We start from the raw sequence: 19,281 nt of genomic DNA on the forward strand, positions 1-19,281 counted from the left end.
GATAAACCCGCCCCTCATATTTTTCACAGGAAGCTTACATGCGTTTGGATATTGAGGCCGCCGCGGCCGATATCGAGCAGTCCGTCGGTCTGCTCAGGAGGCGTCTTTGACTGGGATGTCGCCCTACGCCGTCTCGACGAACTGAACGCGCGGGTCGAAGACCCGACGCTGTGGGACAAGCCCGAAGAGGCTCAGAAGGTTACGCGCGAACGCTCCAAACTGGCCTCGTCCGTGGACGCTGTGCTGGGCGTCGAGAAGGAGCTGAAAGACGCGCTGGAATTCGCCGAACTGGGCGATCTGGAAGGCGATGACAGCCTGATCGACGAGGCGCGCGAGATGCTGAAAGCGCTCAAAGCCCGCGCCGGTCGCGCCGAGCTGGAAGCGCTTTTGTCCGGCGAGGCGGACGGCAACGACGCCTACCTGGAAATCAATTCCGGCGCTGGCGGCACCGAGTCGAACGACTGGGCGGGCATTCTCTTGCGCATGTACACGCGCTGGGCCGCCGCGCACGGCATGAGCGTCACGGTCGAGGAAGAAACGCCGGGCGAACAGGCGGGCGTCAAATCCGTCACCCTGATGATCAAGGGCGAGAACGCCTATGGCTGGCTGAAGACCGAAGCGGGCGTTCACCGGCTGGTGCGCATTTCGCCGTTCGATTCCAATGCGCGCCGCCACACCTCGTTCGCGTCGGTCTGGGTCTATCCGGTGGTGGATGACACCATCGTCATCGACATCAATCCGGCGGATGTGCGCACCGACACCTATCGCGCCTCGGGCGCGGGCGGGCAGCACATCAACAAGACCGATTCCGCCGTGCGCCTGACGCACATTCCGACCGGCATCGCCGTCGCCTGTCAGGCCGGGCGTTCACAGCACGCCAACCGCGACGAGGCGTGGAAGATGCTGCGCGCGCGTCTTTATGAGCTGGAATTGCAGAAGCGCGAGGCGGCCCAGGCCGCTCTGGAGGAGCAGAAGACCGATATCGGCTGGGGGCATCAGATCCGGTCGTATGTGCTGCAACCCTACCAGATGGTCAAGGATCTGCGCACCAATGTCGAAACCTCGGACACGCAGGGCGTTCTGGACGGTGATCTCGACGCCTTTATGGGCGCGTCGCTGGCGCAGCGCGTCGGCCTGACGCGCGATGAGGGCGCGGAAGGCTGATGATTTCGATTCTTACTTAGGTTCCGGCGGGCGGGCGTGGTCGGCGGCTTTGGCCACATTGACCACGTCGGGCGTATGGTGCGGATGCGCGTCGGATTTGACGGACACCTTGCGGCGGCCCTTCTTGATCACGACCTCGTCGCCCATGTAGCGCGCATAGACCTGCGTGAATTCGGCGCCGAGAAAGAAGATCTGGGTGGAGTAATAGATCCACACCAGCAGCACGATGATTGAGCCCGCCGCGCCATAGGCCGAGCCGAAGGCGGAATGGCCGAGATAGAGGCCGATCAGCGCCTTGCCGACCTCGAACAACAGCGCCGTAATCAAGGCGCCGATGGCGACGTCGCGCCATTTGATCGCCACATCGGGCAGGAACTTGTAGATCATGGCGAACAAAACCGCCGCCACGACAAAGGAAATGACGGTGTTGGCGATATGCGCCATACCGGGCGAGACATGAACTGCGATCGGGGCGCTGAAGGCGGACAGGGCCGCCGAAATCACCAGACCGATCAAAAGCAGGAAACCGACGCCCAGAATCATGGCGAAGGACAAGAGCCGCTTCTTGACGAACCAGATCCAGTGGCCGCGGGGAATATGATCGACGTTCCAGATGGTGTTGAGCGCGTCCTGCAACTGCGCGAAAAAGCCGGTTGAGGACACCAGCAGGGTAATGACGCCGATCGCTGTGGCCCAGCCGCCGCCGGAATGATCCTGCGCATTCTGGCGATGACGCAGGATGGATTGAATGGCGTGGGCGCCGCGGTCGCCGATCAGCGCCTGAATCTCGGCGATCAGATAGCCGGACACAGCGTCGCGTCCGAAAAACAGGCTGGCCACGGCGATGACGATCAGCAGCAGCGGTCCCAGCGACAGCACGCTGTAAAAGGCCAGGGCGGCGCCCAGACGCGGGGCCTTGTCGTCGTTCCATTCGCGCAGAGTTTCACGCAGGATGAACCAGAAACTCGACAGGGTCAGCAGGCGGCGTTGGGGTTTGGCTTGCGTCATAAAAGCTCGCGCACAGTGTTTTCGCGCCGCAGTATAACGGATTTGGTGCGCCTGTCGAAAAAGGAAAGCATAAAAACGAAAGCCGACGAACCGCGTTCGTCGGCTTTGTTAAAGGCTAGGGTTCGACCGAGGCCGCTACTTCAGGTCAGACAAGGCGCTCATATCGTAGGCGTCCAGGCTGGGCGCGCCATTGGGAGCGCCGATGGGAGTGGATGCCGGAGTTGGCGCGGCGACCGGCGCAGCTTCGCCGACGCTGGCGACATGCGGCGTCATAGCGGGGGCTTCGGCGCGGCGGTTTTGCAGGCAGCGGCCCTGGAAGAAGGCGCCGACGTCGATGGCGAGCTGGTCGTGGGTGATGTCGCCCTCGACATAGGCTGTGGCCTGCAACTTGACCTGACGGCCCTGAATCGAACCGACGATGCGACCGCGCACCTCGATGGTTTCGGCCTCGACCTTGCCTTCGATATTGCCGGATTCGCCGACGATCAGGTGGCCGACCTTGACGTCGCCGCGCACGGCGCCGTCCAGATGCAGATCGCCATTGCCGGTGACATTACCGTCGATCAGCAGGCCGGAGCCTATGGTCGAGAGCGGATGCGCGCCGGAAGACGCTGCGGGCTTGGTGCGCGCCATATTGACCTGTGGGGTCTCAACAAGTGGCGGGGGCGGGACAGGCTGCGGTTTTGCGGCCGGTTTGCTGGGCTTAGTTTTGTTGAACATAGTCTCCTGCCTTTAAGAAGCGAGCGGGGTTTTGCGGGCGGCCGTTGATCCACACCTCATAGTGTAGATGGGGTCCGGTCGAGCGGCCTGTCGAGCCCATTGAGGCGATGCGCTGATCGAGCGCGACGCGCTGGCCGGGATGGACGCTGAAGGCGGCCAGGTGGGCGTAACGGGTCATGAAGCCATTGCCGTGGTCGATCTCGACCACATTGCCATAGCCGGTGCGCACGCCGGTGAAGCTGACAATGCCGGGCGCGGTGGCGTAAACCGGCGTGAACATCGGCCCGGCGAAATCCTGGCCGGTGTGGTAGTGCGGCGTATGGGTGAACGGGTCGAGCCGCACGCCAAAGCCGGAGCTTTCGCGCGTGCCGACGGTCGGACGCCCGAAGGGCAGATGCGCTTCGCTGTTTTGCAGGCCGCGCATGTCGGACAGATCGGCGGCGGCGCTGTGGACGCGCTCGGCGAAATCGGCGTCAACGCCCAGCAGTTGCGACAGACTCGCCGCGTCGCCGCTGGCCAGCGGGCTGGAGGGGCCGCCGGCGAAGGCCGCCGGATTGAGGCCCGCCATGCGGAAGGCCAGGCGCAGACGCTCTGCGCGGGTCTTGGCGAAGGCCTGGGCGTTGCTGATCATGCGTTCCTGTTCGGCGCGCACCGAATAGATGCGTTCGATGGGCGGCAGGCTGTCGTCGATCTGGGCTGGAGCCAGCGCGGCGGCGGCGCCCGGCACGCCTTTGAAGTCGGTCAGCACCTTGATCAGGGCGTCGTTGCGCGCCGTCACCGTCTTGGCCAGGTCTTCGAGCGAACCGGAATTGTTGGTGGCCTGCTGCGTGGCGATGTCGAGGCGCGCCTGCCGGTCGGCGATCCAGCGTTCGGACTGATGCTTCATCATCAGCACTTCGCTTTCGGCGCCTGCGCCATGCGCGGCGGCGAAGAACAGAGTGAAGCCGGTTGAAATGGCCAGCCAGGTGAGAAGGGCGGCGGTCAGGAAAATCAGCGTGAACTGCCGTCCCGGCGTAAGGGTGAAGACCTGGGTTTCGCCGTGCGAACGGATATAGATATGCCGCTCCGGCAGGAGGTTTTCCATCCAGCCGCCGAGCCGCTCATCGCTTTTCTCGCCCATAACCGCCATTTTACGCAACATCCCCGGCCATATGTACCGTTTTGGCACGGCTTTGCGAAGCTGTACAGGGGCGCGCACATATGCGTTCTTCAAAGAGACGGACAGGCGAATTGTGCGACGCTGCAGTCATGATATTTCCACTATTCGGGGAAGTGTCCCGATTTGAAAACGGTATGACGGTGGTTTCAAGATCAATGCCGCGCTGGTTTCGTCCGATCTGTGTTAACCCTGTTCAGCGACAATTTTACGTCGGCCTCCGCTGCCAAGGCGTTACGCCGCCATAAGCGCTTTCAGGCCGTCCAGAACGGATTCGGCGTGGCCCTTGACCTTGACGCTGCGCCAGACGCGACGCACGAGCCCTTCAGGGTCAATGATAAAGGTCGAGCGATCCGTACCCATATATTTACGGCCATAGAGGCTTTTTTCGGTCCAGGAGCCAAGGGCCTCGATGGCGACATTATCGGGATCGGAGAGCAGCGGCATGGCGAGGGCATACTTAGCGATAAATTTCTCGTGAGATTTCAGGCTGTCCTTGGACATGCCGTAAAGCTGCGCGCTCAGAGCCTGAAATTGCGGCAGGGCGGTCGAGAAATCGCAGCTCTCCTGCGTACAGCCGGGCGTATCGTCCTTGGGATAGAGAAAAAGAACGGTCCAGCGCCCTTTCAGGTCGTCGCGGCTCACGACTCCGCCTGCGCTGGACGGCGCGCTGAAATCGGGCAGGGGATAGGGTGAAAAATCGTCGATTTTGTCTGATTTCGCCATAAGTTAGCCTTACGAAGTCGCCTAGGTGGAGAAAAATGGACAAGCGGCGGATGACACGCGCAGGCGCGCATGTTAACGCCGTCTTCGCCCGTTTAGGATACTACGTAACATCCGCATTTTCAGACCTTTCCGCCAGACCTGTTCGTGAAGAAATTTTCCGCCTCTGTACGCACCCTGTTCGACCATTTGGCGCGTCGGTTGCGGATGTTCGTGCTGGTGTGGATTCTGGTCATGGTTGTTGTGCTGGCCTGGCGCCTGGCCAGCGCGCCCATCCGGGTGGACGTCATCCGTCCGATCATTGTGTCGCGGCTTGAGCGCACCCTGCCGGGAACGCACGCCAGCATCGGCCATCTCGATCTGGTCTGGTTCGGAGACGCGCGCGCCTTGGGGTTTCGCTTCGAGGATCTGCGTATTCTGGATTCGCGTCACCGCATCGTCGCGCGCGCCGGTCATATGGAGATGGCGCTGGCGGCGGACGGCCTGCTGCTGGCGCGTATAGCGCCCGCGAGGCTGACGGCGGATGATTTTTTCCTCGCCGCCTCGGTGTCGAAGGAGGGGCGTTACGATCTCGGTTATGAAGCCAGCGGCGCTCCGTCGGAGACGGGCGGGTTGGACAAACTGTTTTATGACGTCACCGGGCGCGAGCGTCTGGGCCGTCCGGCCAGCTTTGCGCGGCAGGTCGCTTTACGCGACGGCGAGGTGCGGCTGATCGAGCAGGCGCGCGATCCGCAACATGCGGGCGTGGACTGGACCGCCCATGTCGCGCGCGTCGATTTCAGCAAGCTGAACGGTCGCCTGGCCAGTCACGCCGAACTCAGCATCGCCCCGGCGGGCGCTCCGGCGGCGACGCTGCGCGCCGCGGCGGAGGGCGAGGTCGGGCTGAAAAATATGGTGCTGAGCGCCAGTCTGAGCGATCTCAACCCGGCCTTCGTCGCCCCGTCCTCTGGGGTCACGCGCTTTCTGGCCGGGGTGCGGGCGCCGCTCAATGGTCAGGCGCGCATCAATTTCACACAAGGCAGCGGCTTCACCAATGCCTGGTTGGATGTCGCTGCAGGGGCAGGACGGCTCGACATCGGCGACGTCCACCAGCGCTTTGACAATGCGCGCGTCAAGGTCAGTTACGATTCCCACTCGCATACCGCGCGTTTCACCACCTTTCAGATCAAGTCGCCGCGCATCGACGGCGACCTGTCGGGCCGTATCTATATCCAGCCGCACAATGACAAGACCGGCGCCAATATGGTTATCGCCTATGACTTTTCCGGTCCGCGTCTGACGGGCAATCTGGCGGACGACTACGCGCAGCAGACCCTGACCGGCGCGCATTTTCGGGGCCGCTATGTACCGCATGACCGGCGCTTTCGCATCGACAGCGGCGAAGGTCTGCTGAACGGCGCGCCGCTGGAGACGCAAGGCACGCTCTATACCGATGAACAGGGCCGTCTCGGCGCCGATCTGACCGCGAAGATCAAGGGCCGCTTCACCAAGGAGGAGGTGTTCGCCTTCTGGCCGCAGGATCTGGCCCCGCAGACGCGCGACATGCTGATTGAGCGCATCCGTGGCGGCGATTTCGCCAATGCCGATTTCACATTGAAGGCGCCGCCGGGGCATTTTGTCGCCGACGGCCTGACCAATGACGATCTGCGGCTCGATTTCGATTACCACAATCTCGAAGTCTTCATCGACCCGCGCATGCACGACGCTGAAGGCCTGGATGGGCACGGCCTGCTGCTGGGCGACAGTTTCCGCATGGATGTCACTGGCGGGCGATTGCTGAAAGTCCACCTGACGCGCGGCAAGCTGGACGTGCCCAGCTTTCACGATCGTCGCACAAAGACCCTGATCGCGCTCGATGCGACGGGGCAGGCGGCGGACGTCATTGAGGCCATCGACCCGCTGGCCGACGGCGGGCTGACGCAACACGGTCTGACGAAGCAGCGCCTGAATGGCGAAGCGGGCGCGCACGTCGAGATCAGTTTTCCAACCCTGCAACCGATCACCGAACATAATTTCAGCGTCACCTTCGATGGCGATATTCACAATGCTGGTCTCAAGCAGGCGGCGCTGGGCTGGGATCTGAGCGGCGGAGACTTGAGCGTCAAGGGCGACCTGCTGGCCGACCGGCTGGATATTTCCGGCCCGGCGCAGGTCGGGCCATTCACGGGCAATGTCGCCTACCACACCCAGTTTACGCCCAAAACGCAGGGCGTTGATTTCAAGGGTCGCTTCAACGCCGCGCAGTTCGGCGGCTCGCCGCGCGTGCCGGTCGGCATCACCGGCCATTTCACCATCACCGGCGGGGCGGGCGAGGGCGATGTTGACGCCGATATTTTCAAAGGCCATGTCGATTGGTCGGGCGGCGAAAAGGACGCGCAGGGGCGGCCCGATCAGGTGACCATTGCGGGCGATACGCTACGCTCCGGCATGGAAGCGCAGGGGCTGCCGATTTTCGAGCATCTGAAGCCGCAATTGCCGACGCGCATCACGCTTCTGCGCTCCGGCGACATCTGGAGCGGCGAGATTGAGGCCGAGGCCCTGTCCGGCGACATCGCCTATATCGAGGGCGAGCGCCCGCGACTGGTCTATAAATCGACCATCACGCCGCAGGAGGCGCGTGAACTGGGCTACGGCGCCCTGCCGATGTTCAAGGCGCCGCGCCGCCTGACGGTGAATGTCGCGCTCGACAGCGACAGCAAGGAGGCGCTGATCACGCTCGATAAGATGAAGGGCGTGCTGGGCTGGAAGGAAGTTCCCGGCAGCGACGACGTGCTGCGCCGGTTTGATATGACGGTGACGCCGGACGACTGGGCGACCTTCGGCCTGCCGACCGCCTTCTTCCATCCGAAGGCGTCCATTCCGGTCACGGCCCTGTGGCGGCAGAGCGAACGCCTGTTGCAGGGACAGGTCAAGCTGCTGGGGCACAGCATCGACTTCGACATGCCGCTGCACCCGTATGGCGAGGTCGAGAATCCGCCGCCATTGCAACCGGACGACAAGACGCCGCCGCCGCATGTCCTGCAGGTGCGTGGACAGGTGACGCCGGATATGTTGTCGACTCTCGGCTATACGCAAGACCCGGTGCGTATCGACGGACCTCTGGGCGTCGTCTTCACCCTGTTTGACCAGCCGGGGCAGCCGGGCGCGGTGCTGAATGTCGACGGCGCTCAGGCGCAACTCGGCGTGAGCCGCACCGACTGGATGAAACCGGCGGGCGAGGCGGCGCAACTGGCGGTCAGTTTCGACGCTCAGGGCGACGATCCTCTGAAACCTCAGGGGCTCAACCTGTCGCGCATCTATGCTGAGGGCGCGCAGATCAGCATTGACGGGCGAGCGGCTTTCGATGCGGGCGGCAATCTGCAATTCTTCGACTTCAACCGCTTCTACCTCAAGGATTTTGTCGATTTCGCCGCCAGCTACTATCACAATGCGGCCAATGACGTGATTTCGGTCAGCGGTCAGCGCCTCGACCTGCGCCCGTGGCTGGAGGCGGGGCCTGACGATCAGGCGTCAACGCCGTCGCAGGCCGCCGCGCCGCAGACGCCGCCGCCCGCCGGTCGGCCCACCCATGTGGTGGTGAATCTGGCGCATCTGCAAATGTCCCCGGACAGCGCATTCGGAGCGTTGAAGGTGGATTTGAGCTGGGATGGTCATAACGGCGTCAGCGGCGAAGGCTCGGCCCTGAGCGATCATGGCGCCTTAATGCGGTTGTCCATGCAGGCGAAGGATAATTACAGCCTGTTCTCGTTACGAATGGACGATCTGGGCGATGCGGTCCGCACGGCGACGGGCAACCATAACCTCTACGGCGGCAAGGCGGTGCTGGAAGGCGCCTATAAGGACGGCATGGCCGATGCGTGGCTGCGCGGCGAAGATATCCGCGCCAAGCAGATTCCGGTATTGGCGCAACTCCTCAGCGTGGCGACTCTGACGGGCCTGAACGACACGCTGGCGGGCGACGGAATTCTGTTCCGCGAGTTCGATTTCCCGGTGCGCTATCGCCCGCACGAACTGTTCATCCGCGACGGCTATCTGAAGGGTAAGGCTCTGGGGCTGAACATCTGGGGCGTGACCGATCCCGATGCGCACAGTATGACTTTCAGCGGCACGCTGATCCCGGCCTACAGCGTCAATTCGTGGTTCGGCGACGTCAAACGCAACGGGCTGGGCCTGGTTGGCATCCGCTACGATCTGCGCGGCACGTATAAGGCGCCGCAGGTCACGATCAATCCGTTCTCGATGATCCTGCCCGGCTTTATCCGCAAGATCGGCGAAGAAAAGCGCAAGGATCCGGTCGAGGCGCTTGACCTGCCCGATTACAGTGACGCGCTCAAGGCGATGCGCGGCAAGGATTAAGATGCGGCCTAAACCGGCTTGACCAGGAAAATCTTCTTTTTGCCCTGCGACAGCTTGATCACGCCGTCAGCGTTCAGGTCGGCCTCGCTGATCGTCTGATTGCCGTCGCTGATCGCCACGTCGTTGACGCGAAGGCCGCCGCCCTGCGCCAGACGGCGTGCTTCGCCATTCGACGCGGTCAGGCCGATGCGGGTGGCCAGAGCCGCCAGCATGATCCCTTCCCTGAGGTCGGCGGCGGGAATTTCCACGGTCGGCAGATCGGCGGACAGCACGCCTTGCTCAAAGGCCTTTTGCGCGGTGTCGCGCGCGGTCGCCGCCGCTTCGTCGCCATGCAGCAGGCGGGTGGCCTCGTCGGCCAGCACCTTTTTGGCCTCGTTGATCTCGGTGCCTTCAAGAGCTTCGAGACGCGCAATCTCGTCGAGCGGTAGTTCGGTGAACAGGCGCAGGAAGCGACCGACATCGCGATCCTCGGCATTGCGCCAGTATTGCCAGTAGTCGTAAGGCGACAGCATATCGGCATTGAGCCAGACTGCGCCAGAGGCCGTCTTACCCATCTTGGCGCCTGAGGCGGTGGTGAGGAGCGGCGTCGTCAGGCCAAAGGCCGGGGCGGCGTTCATCCGCCGCGTCAGCTCGACGCCGTTGACGATATTGCCCCACTGATCCGAGCCGCCCATTTGCAGCACGCAGTTACGGCGCAGGTTCAGTTCGCGGAAATCGACCGCCTGCATCAGCATGTAGTTGAATTCGAGGAAGGTCAGCGGCTGCTCGCGCTCCAGCCGCAGCTTGACGGAATCGAACGTCATCATGCGGTTGATCGTGAAGTGCGTGCCGAAGGTGCGCAGGAATTCGATATAGCCATAGCCTGACAGCCAGTCGTCATTATTGACCATGACCGCCTGATTGCTGTCCTCGCCGAAGCTGAGGAATTTGGTGAAGACCTGTTTGATGCCCGCCATATTCTCGGCGATCTTCGCATCATCCAGCAACTGGCGCTGCGTGTCCTTGCCCGACGGGTCGCCGACCTTGGTGGTGCCGCCGCCCATCAGTACGATCGGCTTGTGACCGGTCTTTTGCAGCCAGCGCAGCATCATGATCTGCACCAGCGATCCGGCATGCAGCGACGAGGCCGTGGCGTCGAAACCGATATAGGCCGTGATCATGCCGTCCTTCGCCATCGCGTCCAGCGCCTCGGCGTCGGTGCATTGATGGATGAAGCCGCGCTCGCCTAAGGTGCGCAGGAAGTCGGATTTAAAGCTTGGCTCGGTCATGGTATCGGGACAATATCGTGAGAGTGAGGGCCGCTTCTGTGGCCTTTGCAGGCGAGCGCGTCAAGTGCGGGAGGCGGATATGCGCAGAGTTTTGGGCTTTATGACCGGGACTTCGCTGGATGGCGTCGATCTGGCGGTGCTGGAAACGGACGGCGAGGCGAAGATCGCTTTCGGGCCGTGGGACGAGCAGCCCATGCCGCCCGATACGCGCAATCTGCTGGAGGTGACCATTAAGGCCGCGCTCGGCTGGAAGCGCGGCGCGCCGGAGCCTGAGATTTTCGCCGATGCGCGTCGGGCGATTGTCGATTGCCATCTGCAAGCGGCGGCGAAATTCCTGGCGGAACACGACATGACCTTCGGCGATCTCGACCTGATGGGCGTGCATGGCCAGACCGTGCTGCATGAACGTCCCAAGGACGGCGTGGCGGGGCGCACCGTGCAACTGTTCGACGCCCAGGCCTTTGCCGACGCGACCGGCGTGCCGGTGGTCAGCGATTTCCGTCAGGCCGACATCCAGGCGGGCGGTGAGGCGGCGCCGCTCATGCCGGTCTATCATCGCGCGCTCGTGCAGAACGCCGGGTTGGACCTGCCGGTGATCGTGGTCAATCTGGGCGGGGTGGCTAATATCACCGCCATCGAGGCTGACCGCCTGACCGCTTTCGACACCGGTCCGGCCAATGGCTTAATGGATCAGTGGATGCGGCGGCACGACCGCGGCGATTTCGACCATGAGGGGCGCATCGCGGCGTCGGGGCGTGCGGATGAGGCTGCGCTGACCGCCTATATGGCGCATTCGTATTTTCAGGCCGCCGCGCCCAAGTCGCTCGATCGTTACGATTTTAATCTGCAAGCGATTGAGGGGCTGGGTTTCGAGGACGGCATGGCGACCTTGTCGGCCTTTACGCTGCAAAGCCTGCTAGCGGGAATTCGGCTGACGGGCGTGACGCCGAAAACGGTGATTCTGGCGGGCGGTGGGCGGCATAACGCCCATCTGGTCGCGCAATTGCGCGAGGCCGTCGCGCCTGCGCGCGTCATACTGGCCGAAGACCTGGGCTGGCGCGGCGGCGCGCTGGAGGCGGAGGGCTTCGCCTATATGGCGGTGCGCTCGCTTAAAGGCCTGCCGATCTCCTTCCCCGGCACCACGGGCGTCAAGGCGCCGCTGACGGGTGGCGAATTGGTCCGTCCCTGTGGCGCGATGGAGACCGCTTAGCCGCGTTCGTTCATGCGGCGGTCGATATAGGCGCCAACGCGGGATTCGACTTCGGGCAGGTGGTTGGCCCAGAAATGGTTGGCTTCCGGCACGACCTCGGCGTCGATGACAATGCCCTTTTGCGTGCGCAGCTTGGCGACCACACGGTCCACCTCGGCGGTCGGCACGATCGAATCGGCGCCGCCGTGCAGGAACATGCCCGAGGCCGGACAAGGCGCCAGGAAGCTGAAATCGTAGGCGTTGGTCGGCGGGGACACCGAGATGAAGCCGTCGGTTTCCGGGCGGCGCATCAGAAGCTGCATGCCGATATAGGCTCCGAAATCATAACCGGCGACCCAGAATTGCGAGGCGGTGGGGTTCTTGGCCTGCAGCCAGTCGAGCGCAGTCGCCGCATCGGCCAGTTCGCCGATCCCGGCGTCGAATTCACCCTGGCTCTTTTGCACGCCGCGAAAGTTGAAGCGCAAGACCGAGAAGCCACGGGTCATGAACAGGTGGAACAGTTGCACCGTCACCGGATTGTTCATATGGCCGCCCGCCTTGGGATGCGGGTGCAGGATCAGGGCGATGGGCGCATTTTCCGACTTGCCCTGGCTGTAACGGGCTTCGATGCGACCAGCGGCTCCGGCCAGGATGACTTCGGGCATTCAATCACCTTAGAGGTAGTTCAAAAAGAGCATTTGGCGCCGCAATACTTGACTGCGTTAGTCGGAAATTGCTAAACTCCCGGCAACGTCGCCGAGGCGGGCCGTTGCGCCTATTAGCACGAAGATTTCTCTGGGCACAAAGATTTCTCTGGACACAAAGAATTCTCTGCTGCGGCTTTCGGCGTCCCGCACGACACAAAGGACTTTTCATGCGTCTGTCCACCAAGGGACGTTACGCCGTCATGGCCATGACCGATCTGGCGCTCAACGGCCAGTTCGGTTCGTATGGCGAGCGCCCGATCTCTTTGTCCGATATTGCTGAGCGCCAGCAGATTTCATTGTCCTATCTGGAGCAGTTGTTCGCGCGCCTGCGCAAGGCCGGGCTGGTGCGCAGCGCGCGCGGCCCCGGCGGCGGTTATACCCTGTCGCGACCGGCGGCGGAGCTGTATGTCTCAGACATCGTACTGGCGGTCGATGAGCCAATCAAGGCGACCCGCTGCTCGATGACCTCGAACAAGCTGGGCGCCAATAAGCGACTCAGCAAGGAAGAAGCTGTGCGCGAAATCGGCTGCATGCCGGGCGGTCAGCGCTGCCTGACGCACAATCTCTGGGAAGATCTTGGCGTCGCTATTCAGGATTATCTGTCGCAGGTGTCGCTTGAGGATGTGGTCAAGCGTCGGACGCGCAAGAAGGTGCAGATTTCATCGCCGCTTATGGAGGCCGCTGCGTCGTGACGCCTCTTTACCTCGATCATGCCGCGACATCGCCCTTGCGCCCGGAAGCGCGCGAGGCGCTTCTGCGCGCGTCCGATTTTGGTGGAAATGCGTCATCTATCCATGCCTTCGGACGCAAAGCTAAGCTTTTACTTGAGGAAGCGCGCGCGGACCTTCTGGCCGGGTTGAATGCGACAGGGGCGGCGGGGCTGGTCTTTACCTCCGGCGGGACCGAGGCCAATGCGATGGCGCTTCGGCAGGCGCAACAGTTCGATTACACGGTGTTGTCGGCAGGCGAACATGACAGTCTCTACGGCGCTGTGACGGATGCGGTGATTGCGCCCTTGACGCCGCAGGGCGAGGTCGATGTCGCGGCGCTTGAGGCGCTGCTGACGTGTGAAGGTCGCCCATTCGTCTGCGTCATGCTGGCCAATAATGAGACGGGCGTCATCAACGACATTGCCGCCATCGCGCAGATTGTGCATGCGCATGACGGCTGGCTGCATGTCGATGCGGTGCAGGCCCTGGGCAAGATCAATGTGGATTTCCGGTCCTTGGGCGTGGATTCGCTGTCCATTAGCGCCCATAAGGTCGGCGGCGGGCAGGGCGTCGGCGCCTTTGTTCATGACCGCGACCGGACGCCTGTGGCCCTGATCCGCGGCAGCGGCCAGGAATTGGGCCTGCGCGCCGGCACCGAAAATATTCCGGGCGTCGTCGCCTTCGCCGCCGCCTTCAAGGCTTGCCAGCCCATGTCCGAGGCCGTATTGAGCGCGCAAATCGCGGTGGAGCGTTCGCTAAAAATGCTGAGCGTCACCATATTGGGTGAAGACGCGCAGCGCGTTCCGGGCGTTCTGGCGATCGCGCAGCCGCACTGGCCGTCGTCCTTGCAATTGATGCACATGGACCTGGCTGGAATCTGCGTCTCGTCGGGTTCGGCCTGCTCTTCGGGCAAGGTGAAGTCGAGCCGGATCGTCGCCGCCATGGGGCTGGACAGCCTGGCCGACAAGGCGCTGCGCATCTCTGGCGGATGGACGACGACGCCCGAAGACTGGACGCGCTTTTTTGACGTCTGGTCAAAAGGTTATGAGTCATATCTCAGGCGTCATGAAAAGGCGCTGGAAAAGGAATTGAACTGAACATGGCTGCGGTCAAGGAAACCATCGACACGGTGGCCAAGTTAGAGGCCTACGAGCATGGCTTTGTCACTGATATCGAGACCGAGTTCGCCCCAAAGGGGTTGAATGCCGACATCGTGCGCTTCATTTCCGAGAAGAAGGGCGAGCCGTCATGGATGCTGGATTGGCGACTGGCGGCGTTCGAGCGCTGGCAGGCGATGGAGGAGCCCGACTGGGCCAAGGTTCATTACCAGAAGGTCGATTATCAGGATCTCTACTATTTCGCCGCGCCGAAGAAGAAGGATGGGCCGAAATCGCTCGATGAGGTCGATCCGGAACTTTTGGCCGTCTATGAAAAGCTCGGTATTCCGCTGAAGGAACAGGCCGTGCTGGCCGGGGTCGAAGGCGCGCCGCGTTATGCTGTGGATGCGGTGTTCGATTCGGTGTCGGTGGTCACCACCTTCAAGAAGGAATTGGCGGCCGCGGGCGTGATTTTCTGCTCGATTTCTGAGGCCTTGCGCGAACATCCTGAACTGGTGCGGCAATATCTCGGTTCGGTCGTGCCGGTGTCGGACAACTATTTCGCCGCGCTCAATTCGGCGGTGTTTTCCGATGGCTCCTTCGTCTATGTGCCGCCAGGCGTGCGCTGCCCGATGGAGCTCTCCACCTATTTCCGCATCAATGCTGAAAACACCGGGCAGTTCGAGCGCACCCTGATCATCGCCGATAAGGCGGCCTATGTCTCCTATCTGGAAGGCTGCACCGCGCCGCAACGTGACGAAAATCAGCTTCACGCCGCCGTGGTCGAACTGGTGGCGCTGGACGACGCTGAGATCAAATATTCGACCGTGCAGAACTGGTATCCGGGCGACGCCGAGGGCAAGGGCGGCATCTATAACTTCGTCACCAAGCGCGCCGATTGTCGCGGCCCGCGCTCTAAAGTGTCATGGACCCAGGTTGAAACCGGTTCGGCGGTGACCTGGAAGTACCCGTCCTGCATCCTGCGCGGCGACGACAGCGTCGGTGAGTTCTACTCGATCGCTGTCACCAATGGCGCGCAGCAGGCCGACACCGGCACTAAGATGATCCATCTCGGCAAGAACACCCGCTCGCGCATCATCTCAAAGGGCGTGTCGGCGGGCAAGTCGTCCAACACCTATCGCGGCCTGGTCTCGGCCCACGCGAAGGCACAAGGCGCGCGCAACTTCACGCAGTGCGACAGTTTGCTGATTGGCAAGACCTGTGCGGCGCATACCGTGCCCTATGTCGAGAGCGATACGGCGAAAGCGCAGTTCGAGCATGAGGCGACGACGACGCGGCTGTCTGAGGATCAACTGTTCTACGCCATGCAGCGCGGCCTCTCGCAGGAGGAGGCGGTGGCCCTGCTGGTCAACGGCTTCGTGCGCGACGTCTTGCAGGAACTGCCGATGGAATTCGCCGTCGAGGCGCAGAAGCTGGTGGCCATCTCGCTGGAGGGGAGCGTGGGATGAGTGCGACGGCTCAGCCATATGTTCGTCTGGGGTTCAGCTACGGTCTGGCGCTGTTGACCGGATTCTTCCAGGCGACCTTCTGGGGTATGACAGGTTTAGGCGAGATACACAAAGTAGCCGGGCCAGTCGCTGCAATTAGCTTTGCAGCATGGTTGATCTCAGTGTTCTGGACATTTGCCGCCTCAATGAAATTGGGATGGCTTTCGTTATTTGGGGCTATTCCTGCCCTGACCTTCTTGTGGATAGTTGCGATGCTTTTGTGGGCTTGCGCATCCGGTAGAGGTTGCATTTAGGTTATGGATTCAATGCTTTCTATAGAAAATCTCACCGTCTCTGTTGATGACAAGACCATTCTGAAAGGGCTGACACTCGACGTACCTGCTGGCGAAGTCCATGCCATTATGGGGCCGAACGGCGCGGGCAAATCGACCCTGGGCTATTCGCTGGCGGGGCGTCCCAACTATGATGTGACGGGCGGGTCCGTGACCTTCAACGGCGAAGACCTGCTGGACAAGGACGTGCATGAGCGCGCGGCGGCGGGGCTTTATCTGTCGTTCCAGTACCCGCTGGAAATTCCCGGCGTTCCGGCCCTGACCTTCCTGCGCACGGCGATGAATGCGCAGCGAAAAGTTCGCGGTGAGGCCGAGATCTCCGCCCCTGACTTTCTCAAGCGCGTCCGCGAAGTCGCTAAGTCGCTGAAAATCGACATGGATATGCTGAAACGCCCACTCAATGTCGGTTTTTCCGGCGGCGAGAAGAAGCGCATGGAAGTGTTGCAAATGGCGCTGCTGGAACCGAAATTCCTGATCCTCGACGAGACCGATTCCGGCCTCGATATCGACGCGCTGAAAGTCGTGTCGGATGGCGTCAATGCGCTGCGCAGCCCTGACCGCGCTATGCTGGTCATCACCCACTATCAGCGCCTGCTCGACCACATTAAGCCGGACCGGGTGCATGTGCTGGTGGCGGGCCGCATCGTCAAATCGGGCGGGCCGGAACTGGCGCTGGAACTTGAGGCGCACGGTTACGATCAATTCTTAGGCGAGGCGGCGTAAGTGCTGACGCAACTCGACATTTTCGATCCGTCGTCCTATCCGACGCGCCGCGAAGAGGAGTGGAAATATTCCGACCTCAGCCGCGTGCTGCGGACCGCGCCTGACAAGCCGCTGGTGGTGCGCACCCTGTCGGAACTGGAGTCCGAACCGGACGGCTTCACCTATTACTCCGCCGATGAGGCGGGTTTCGACGGGCTGCAAAAGGCCGCCGATCACGCCATGTCGCATTCGGGCCGGCTCTATATCGACGGCAATGATTTCGGCGATGAGGATGGCTATCTCGGCTATCAGGGCGCAGGCCATATCGAGTTGAAAGACGGCCAAAGCCTTGTCGTGTTCGAAGATTACACCGGCGCCTTCGACTATGCGGTGAACACGCAGTTGCGCTTCACACTGGCGAAGGGCGCGCGGCTGGTCCGCGTCGTCATCCTTGATGAGCCGGAAACGGCGGTGTCCATCCGCCGCTCGCTGATCGAGACCGCGCCGGACAGCGTGTTCAAACAATATGTCTTTTCGACCGGCGCGAAGTTCCAGCGCTTCGAGACGCATGTGAACCATGCCGGTCACGGCGCGGACGTCGAGCTGAACGGCGCCTATCTGCTGAAAGACAAGCGCCATTTCGACCTGACCACCCGCGTCCTGCATACGGATATTGACGGCGTGACGGCCCAATTGACCAAAGGGCTGGTCAAGGACAGCGCCACGGCGGTGTTCCAGGGCCGCATCTTCGTCGAACGCGGCGCGGACGGCACGGATGCGCGCATGAGGCATCAGGCGCTGATCCTGAACGATGGCGCGCATGTCCGCGCCAAGCCGGAGCTGGAAATCTACGCTGACGATGTGCAGTGCGCGCACGGCAACACCATTGGCGCGCTGGACGAAGAGGCCCTGTTTTTCTGCCAGACGCGCGGCCTTTCCGAAGAGCAGGCGCGGGCCTTGCTGACGCAGGCCTTCGTCGTCCCAGTCGCCGATGCGATCCCAGATGAGGTTTTGCGCGAAACCGTCTTGAATTTCCTTGAAAATGTCACGGAGTCCTATCATGGCCTTTGACGTCGAAAAGGCGCGCGCGGACTTCCCGATCCTGTCGCGTGAGATCAACGGAAAGCCGCTTGTCTATCTCGACAGCGGCGCCTCGGCGCAAAAGCCGGAAGCGGTGATCGCGGCGATGAGTCACGCCATGCGCTTCTCCTACGCCAATGTGCATCGCGGCCTGCATCGCCTGGCCAATGAAACGACCGACGCCTATGAGGCCGGACGAGAGACGGTGGCGCGCTTTATGGGCGCGCAAACGAATGAGATCGTCTTCACCAAGTCGGCAACTGAAGCCGTCAATCTGGTGGCGAACAGTTGGGGTGAACATCTGCAAGCGGGTGATGAAATCCTGACCACTGAGATGGAGCATCACGCCAATATTGTGCCGTGGTACATGTTGGCGGAGCGCAAGGGTTTGAAGCTGACCTATGCGCCGATCCGCGATGACGGATCGCTCGATATGGACGCTTTCGACCAGTTGCTGAACCCGCGCGTAAAGCTGGTCGCCGTCACCCATATGTCGAACGTGCTGGGCACAATCAATCCCGTGGCCGAGATCGTGCAGAAGGCGCACGCCGTTGGCGCCAAGGTGCTGATCGACGGGGCGCAGGGCATTGTCCACCTGCCGGTCGATGTGAAGGCGCTCGACGCCGACTTCTACATCTTTTCCGCGCATAAGCTCTATGGTCCGACCGGGCTGGGCGTGCTCTACGCCAAGGCGGACCTGCTGGAGGCCATGCCGCCTTGGCAGGGCGGCGGCGAGATGATCGCGCGCGTGACCAAGGACAAGATCACCTGGAACGAGCCGCCGCACCGCTTCGAGGCTGGAACGCCCGCCATTCTGGAAGTGATCGGGCTGAAGGCCGCCATCGACTGGCTGTCGGGGCTGGATCGTGAGGCGGTCGCCGCGCATGAGCACGCGCTGTACCTGCGCGCGCATGACGCCCTGAGCCAAATCAATAGCTTGCGCGTCCATGGCGAGGCGCCAAGCAAGGGGTCGATCCTGACCTTCAGTCTGGGGTCCGCGCACGCGCATGATGTGGCCCAGATCCTCGATCGCTACAATGTCGCGGTGCGCGCCGGCACGCATTGCGCCGAGCCTTTGATGACCCGGCTGGGCGTCACCTCTACCGTGCGCGCCTCCATCGCCCTATATAATACGCAAGCCGAGATCGACACGCTGGCCGAGGCGGTCGCCAAGGCCCAATCGTTTTTCGCCTAGAGTACAGACATGACCGAAGCCCATACGGAAACGCAAGACTCGATGTTCAGCCTGGATGAGATGGGCGGCAATCAGCCCGCCGCGCTCGAACAGGCGGAACTGGATCGGCTGACCGATGAGCTGATCATGGCCTTCAAAACGGTGTTCGACCCGGAAATACCGGTCGATATTTACGAACTGGGTTTGATCTATAAGGTCGATGTCTCTGACGACCGGCATGTGGTGGTCGATATGACCCTGACCGCTCCGGGCTGCCCGGTGGCGGGGGATATGCCGGGCTGGGTGCAGCAGGCCGTTATGGGCGTCAAGGGCGTCGCAGGCTGCGACGTCAATCTTGTCTTCGATCCGCCGTGGGACTCGTCGCGCATGAGCGATGAGGCGAAACTTCAGTTGAATATGTTCTGA

17 protein-coding genes are annotated in these 19,281 nt (G+C 62.1%); 11 read left to right on the forward strand and 6 right to left on the reverse strand.

Translation table 11 applies throughout. The annotated features are described in order from the left end of the window. The first annotated feature begins 38 nt into the window (after positions 1 to 38). A protein-coding gene (gene prfB, locus ACTHLA_RS16780; RefSeq protein ID WP_440192119.1) for a peptide chain release factor 2 occupies positions 39 to 1,164 on the forward strand; the annotation gives its coding sequence in 2 pieces (ribosomal slippage) (positions 39 to 107 and positions 109 to 1,164; 1,125 coding nt in all). A gap of 12 nt (positions 1,165 to 1,176) precedes the next feature. Here prfB and ACTHLA_RS16785 read toward each other — a convergent pair. The 4 genes from ACTHLA_RS16785 to ACTHLA_RS16800 all read right to left on the reverse strand — a co-directional run bounded on the left by ACTHLA_RS16785 (position 1,177) and on the right by ACTHLA_RS16800 (position 4,774). Continuing rightward, positions 1,177 to 2,172 (reverse strand): YihY/virulence factor BrkB family protein, encoded by a 996-nt coding sequence (locus tag ACTHLA_RS16785; RefSeq protein WP_440192122.1) that lies wholly within the window; start codon positions 2,170 to 2,172, stop codon positions 1,177 to 1,179. A 135-nt stretch (positions 2,173 to 2,307) separates the two neighbouring features. Further along, positions 2,308 to 2,805 (reverse strand): bactofilin family protein, encoded by a 498-nt coding sequence (locus ACTHLA_RS16790; RefSeq protein WP_440192125.1) that lies wholly within the window; start codon positions 2,803 to 2,805, stop codon positions 2,308 to 2,310. A 70-nt stretch (positions 2,806 to 2,875) separates the two neighbouring features. Next, complete coding sequence (locus tag ACTHLA_RS16795) at positions 2,876 to 4,021, reverse strand: M23 family metallopeptidase (protein ID WP_440192128.1); 1,146 nt, start codon at positions 4,019 to 4,021, stop codon at positions 2,876 to 2,878. A 261-nt stretch (positions 4,022 to 4,282) separates the two neighbouring features. Next, complete coding sequence (locus tag ACTHLA_RS16800) at positions 4,283 to 4,774, reverse strand: peroxiredoxin (protein ID WP_440192131.1); 492 nt, start codon at positions 4,772 to 4,774, stop codon at positions 4,283 to 4,285. Positions 4,775 to 4,918: 144 nt separating this feature from the next. On the opposite strand from ACTHLA_RS16800, the gene ACTHLA_RS16805 reads away from it, so the two are divergent. Then, on the forward strand, positions 4,919 to 9,127 hold the full coding sequence (locus ACTHLA_RS16805) for a hypothetical protein (RefSeq protein ID WP_440192134.1): 4,209 nt from the start codon (positions 4,919 to 4,921) through the stop codon (positions 9,125 to 9,127). An 8-nt stretch (positions 9,128 to 9,135) separates the two neighbouring features. Here ACTHLA_RS16805 and tyrS read toward each other — a convergent pair whose 3' ends face one another. Further along, a complete protein-coding gene (gene tyrS, locus ACTHLA_RS16810; RefSeq protein WP_440192137.1) occupies positions 9,136 to 10,395 on the reverse strand; it encodes a tyrosine--tRNA ligase in 1,260 nt (419 codons plus the stop codon). Between the two features lie 79 nt (positions 10,396 to 10,474). On the opposite strand from tyrS, the gene ACTHLA_RS16815 reads away from it, so the two are divergent. Beyond that, on the forward strand, positions 10,475 to 11,605 hold the full coding sequence (locus ACTHLA_RS16815; RefSeq protein ID WP_440192140.1) for an anhydro-N-acetylmuramic acid kinase: 1,131 nt from the start codon (positions 10,475 to 10,477) through the stop codon (positions 11,603 to 11,605). On the opposite strand, the gene ACTHLA_RS16820 is transcribed toward ACTHLA_RS16815, so the two are convergent. Further along, on the reverse strand, positions 11,602 to 12,249 hold the full coding sequence (locus tag ACTHLA_RS16820) for an alpha/beta hydrolase (protein WP_440192143.1): 648 nt from the start codon (positions 12,247 to 12,249) through the stop codon (positions 11,602 to 11,604). The two genes, ACTHLA_RS16815 and ACTHLA_RS16820, sit on opposite strands and share 4 nt — an antisense overlap. Before the next feature lie 209 nt (positions 12,250 to 12,458). Here ACTHLA_RS16820 and ACTHLA_RS16825 point away from each other — a divergent pair, with 209 nt between their 5' ends. The 8 genes from ACTHLA_RS16825 to ACTHLA_RS16860 are packed head-to-tail and all read left to right on the forward strand — an operon-like array spanning position 12,459 to position 19,281. Next, a complete protein-coding gene (locus ACTHLA_RS16825) occupies positions 12,459 to 12,983 on the forward strand; it encodes an Rrf2 family transcriptional regulator (protein ID WP_440192146.1) in 525 nt (174 codons plus the stop codon). Continuing rightward, positions 12,980 to 14,098, forward strand: a complete 1,119-nt coding sequence (locus ACTHLA_RS16830; RefSeq protein WP_440192149.1) for a cysteine desulfurase family protein — start codon at positions 12,980 to 12,982, stop codon at positions 14,096 to 14,098. The genes ACTHLA_RS16825 and ACTHLA_RS16830 overlap by 4 nt, the downstream gene beginning before the upstream one ends. A gap of 2 nt (positions 14,099 to 14,100) precedes the next feature. After that, positions 14,101 to 15,567: a Fe-S cluster assembly protein SufB gene (gene sufB / locus ACTHLA_RS16835; RefSeq protein WP_440192152.1), complete on the forward strand. Its 1,467-nt coding sequence runs from the start codon at positions 14,101 to 14,103 to the stop codon at positions 15,565 to 15,567. Beyond that, positions 15,564 to 15,860: a hypothetical protein gene (locus ACTHLA_RS16840; RefSeq protein ID WP_440192155.1), complete on the forward strand. Its 297-nt coding sequence runs from the start codon at positions 15,564 to 15,566 to the stop codon at positions 15,858 to 15,860. Before sufB ends, ACTHLA_RS16840 begins: the two co-directional genes overlap by 4 nt. A 12-nt stretch (positions 15,861 to 15,872) precedes the next feature. Further along, positions 15,873 to 16,622, forward strand: coding sequence for a Fe-S cluster assembly ATPase SufC (gene sufC / locus ACTHLA_RS16845; RefSeq protein ID WP_440192158.1), 750 nt, complete (start codon positions 15,873 to 15,875; stop codon positions 16,620 to 16,622). After that, positions 16,623 to 17,672, forward strand: a complete 1,050-nt coding sequence (sufD, locus tag ACTHLA_RS16850; RefSeq protein ID WP_440192161.1) for a Fe-S cluster assembly protein SufD — start codon at positions 16,623 to 16,625, stop codon at positions 17,670 to 17,672. After that, positions 17,662 to 18,876 (forward strand): aminotransferase class V-fold PLP-dependent enzyme, encoded by a 1,215-nt coding sequence (locus tag ACTHLA_RS16855; protein WP_440192164.1) that lies wholly within the window; start codon positions 17,662 to 17,664, stop codon positions 18,874 to 18,876. Before sufD ends, ACTHLA_RS16855 begins: the two co-directional genes overlap by 11 nt. Before the next feature lie 42 nt (positions 18,877 to 18,918). Further along, entirely contained in the window at positions 18,919 to 19,281 is a 363-nt protein-coding gene (locus tag ACTHLA_RS16860) for an SUF system Fe-S cluster assembly protein (RefSeq protein ID WP_440192384.1), read from the forward strand.

This window comes from Asticcacaulis sp., from assembly GCF_051956075.1.
Taxonomy (GTDB): Bacteria; Pseudomonadota; Alphaproteobacteria; order Caulobacterales; family Caulobacteraceae; genus Asticcacaulis.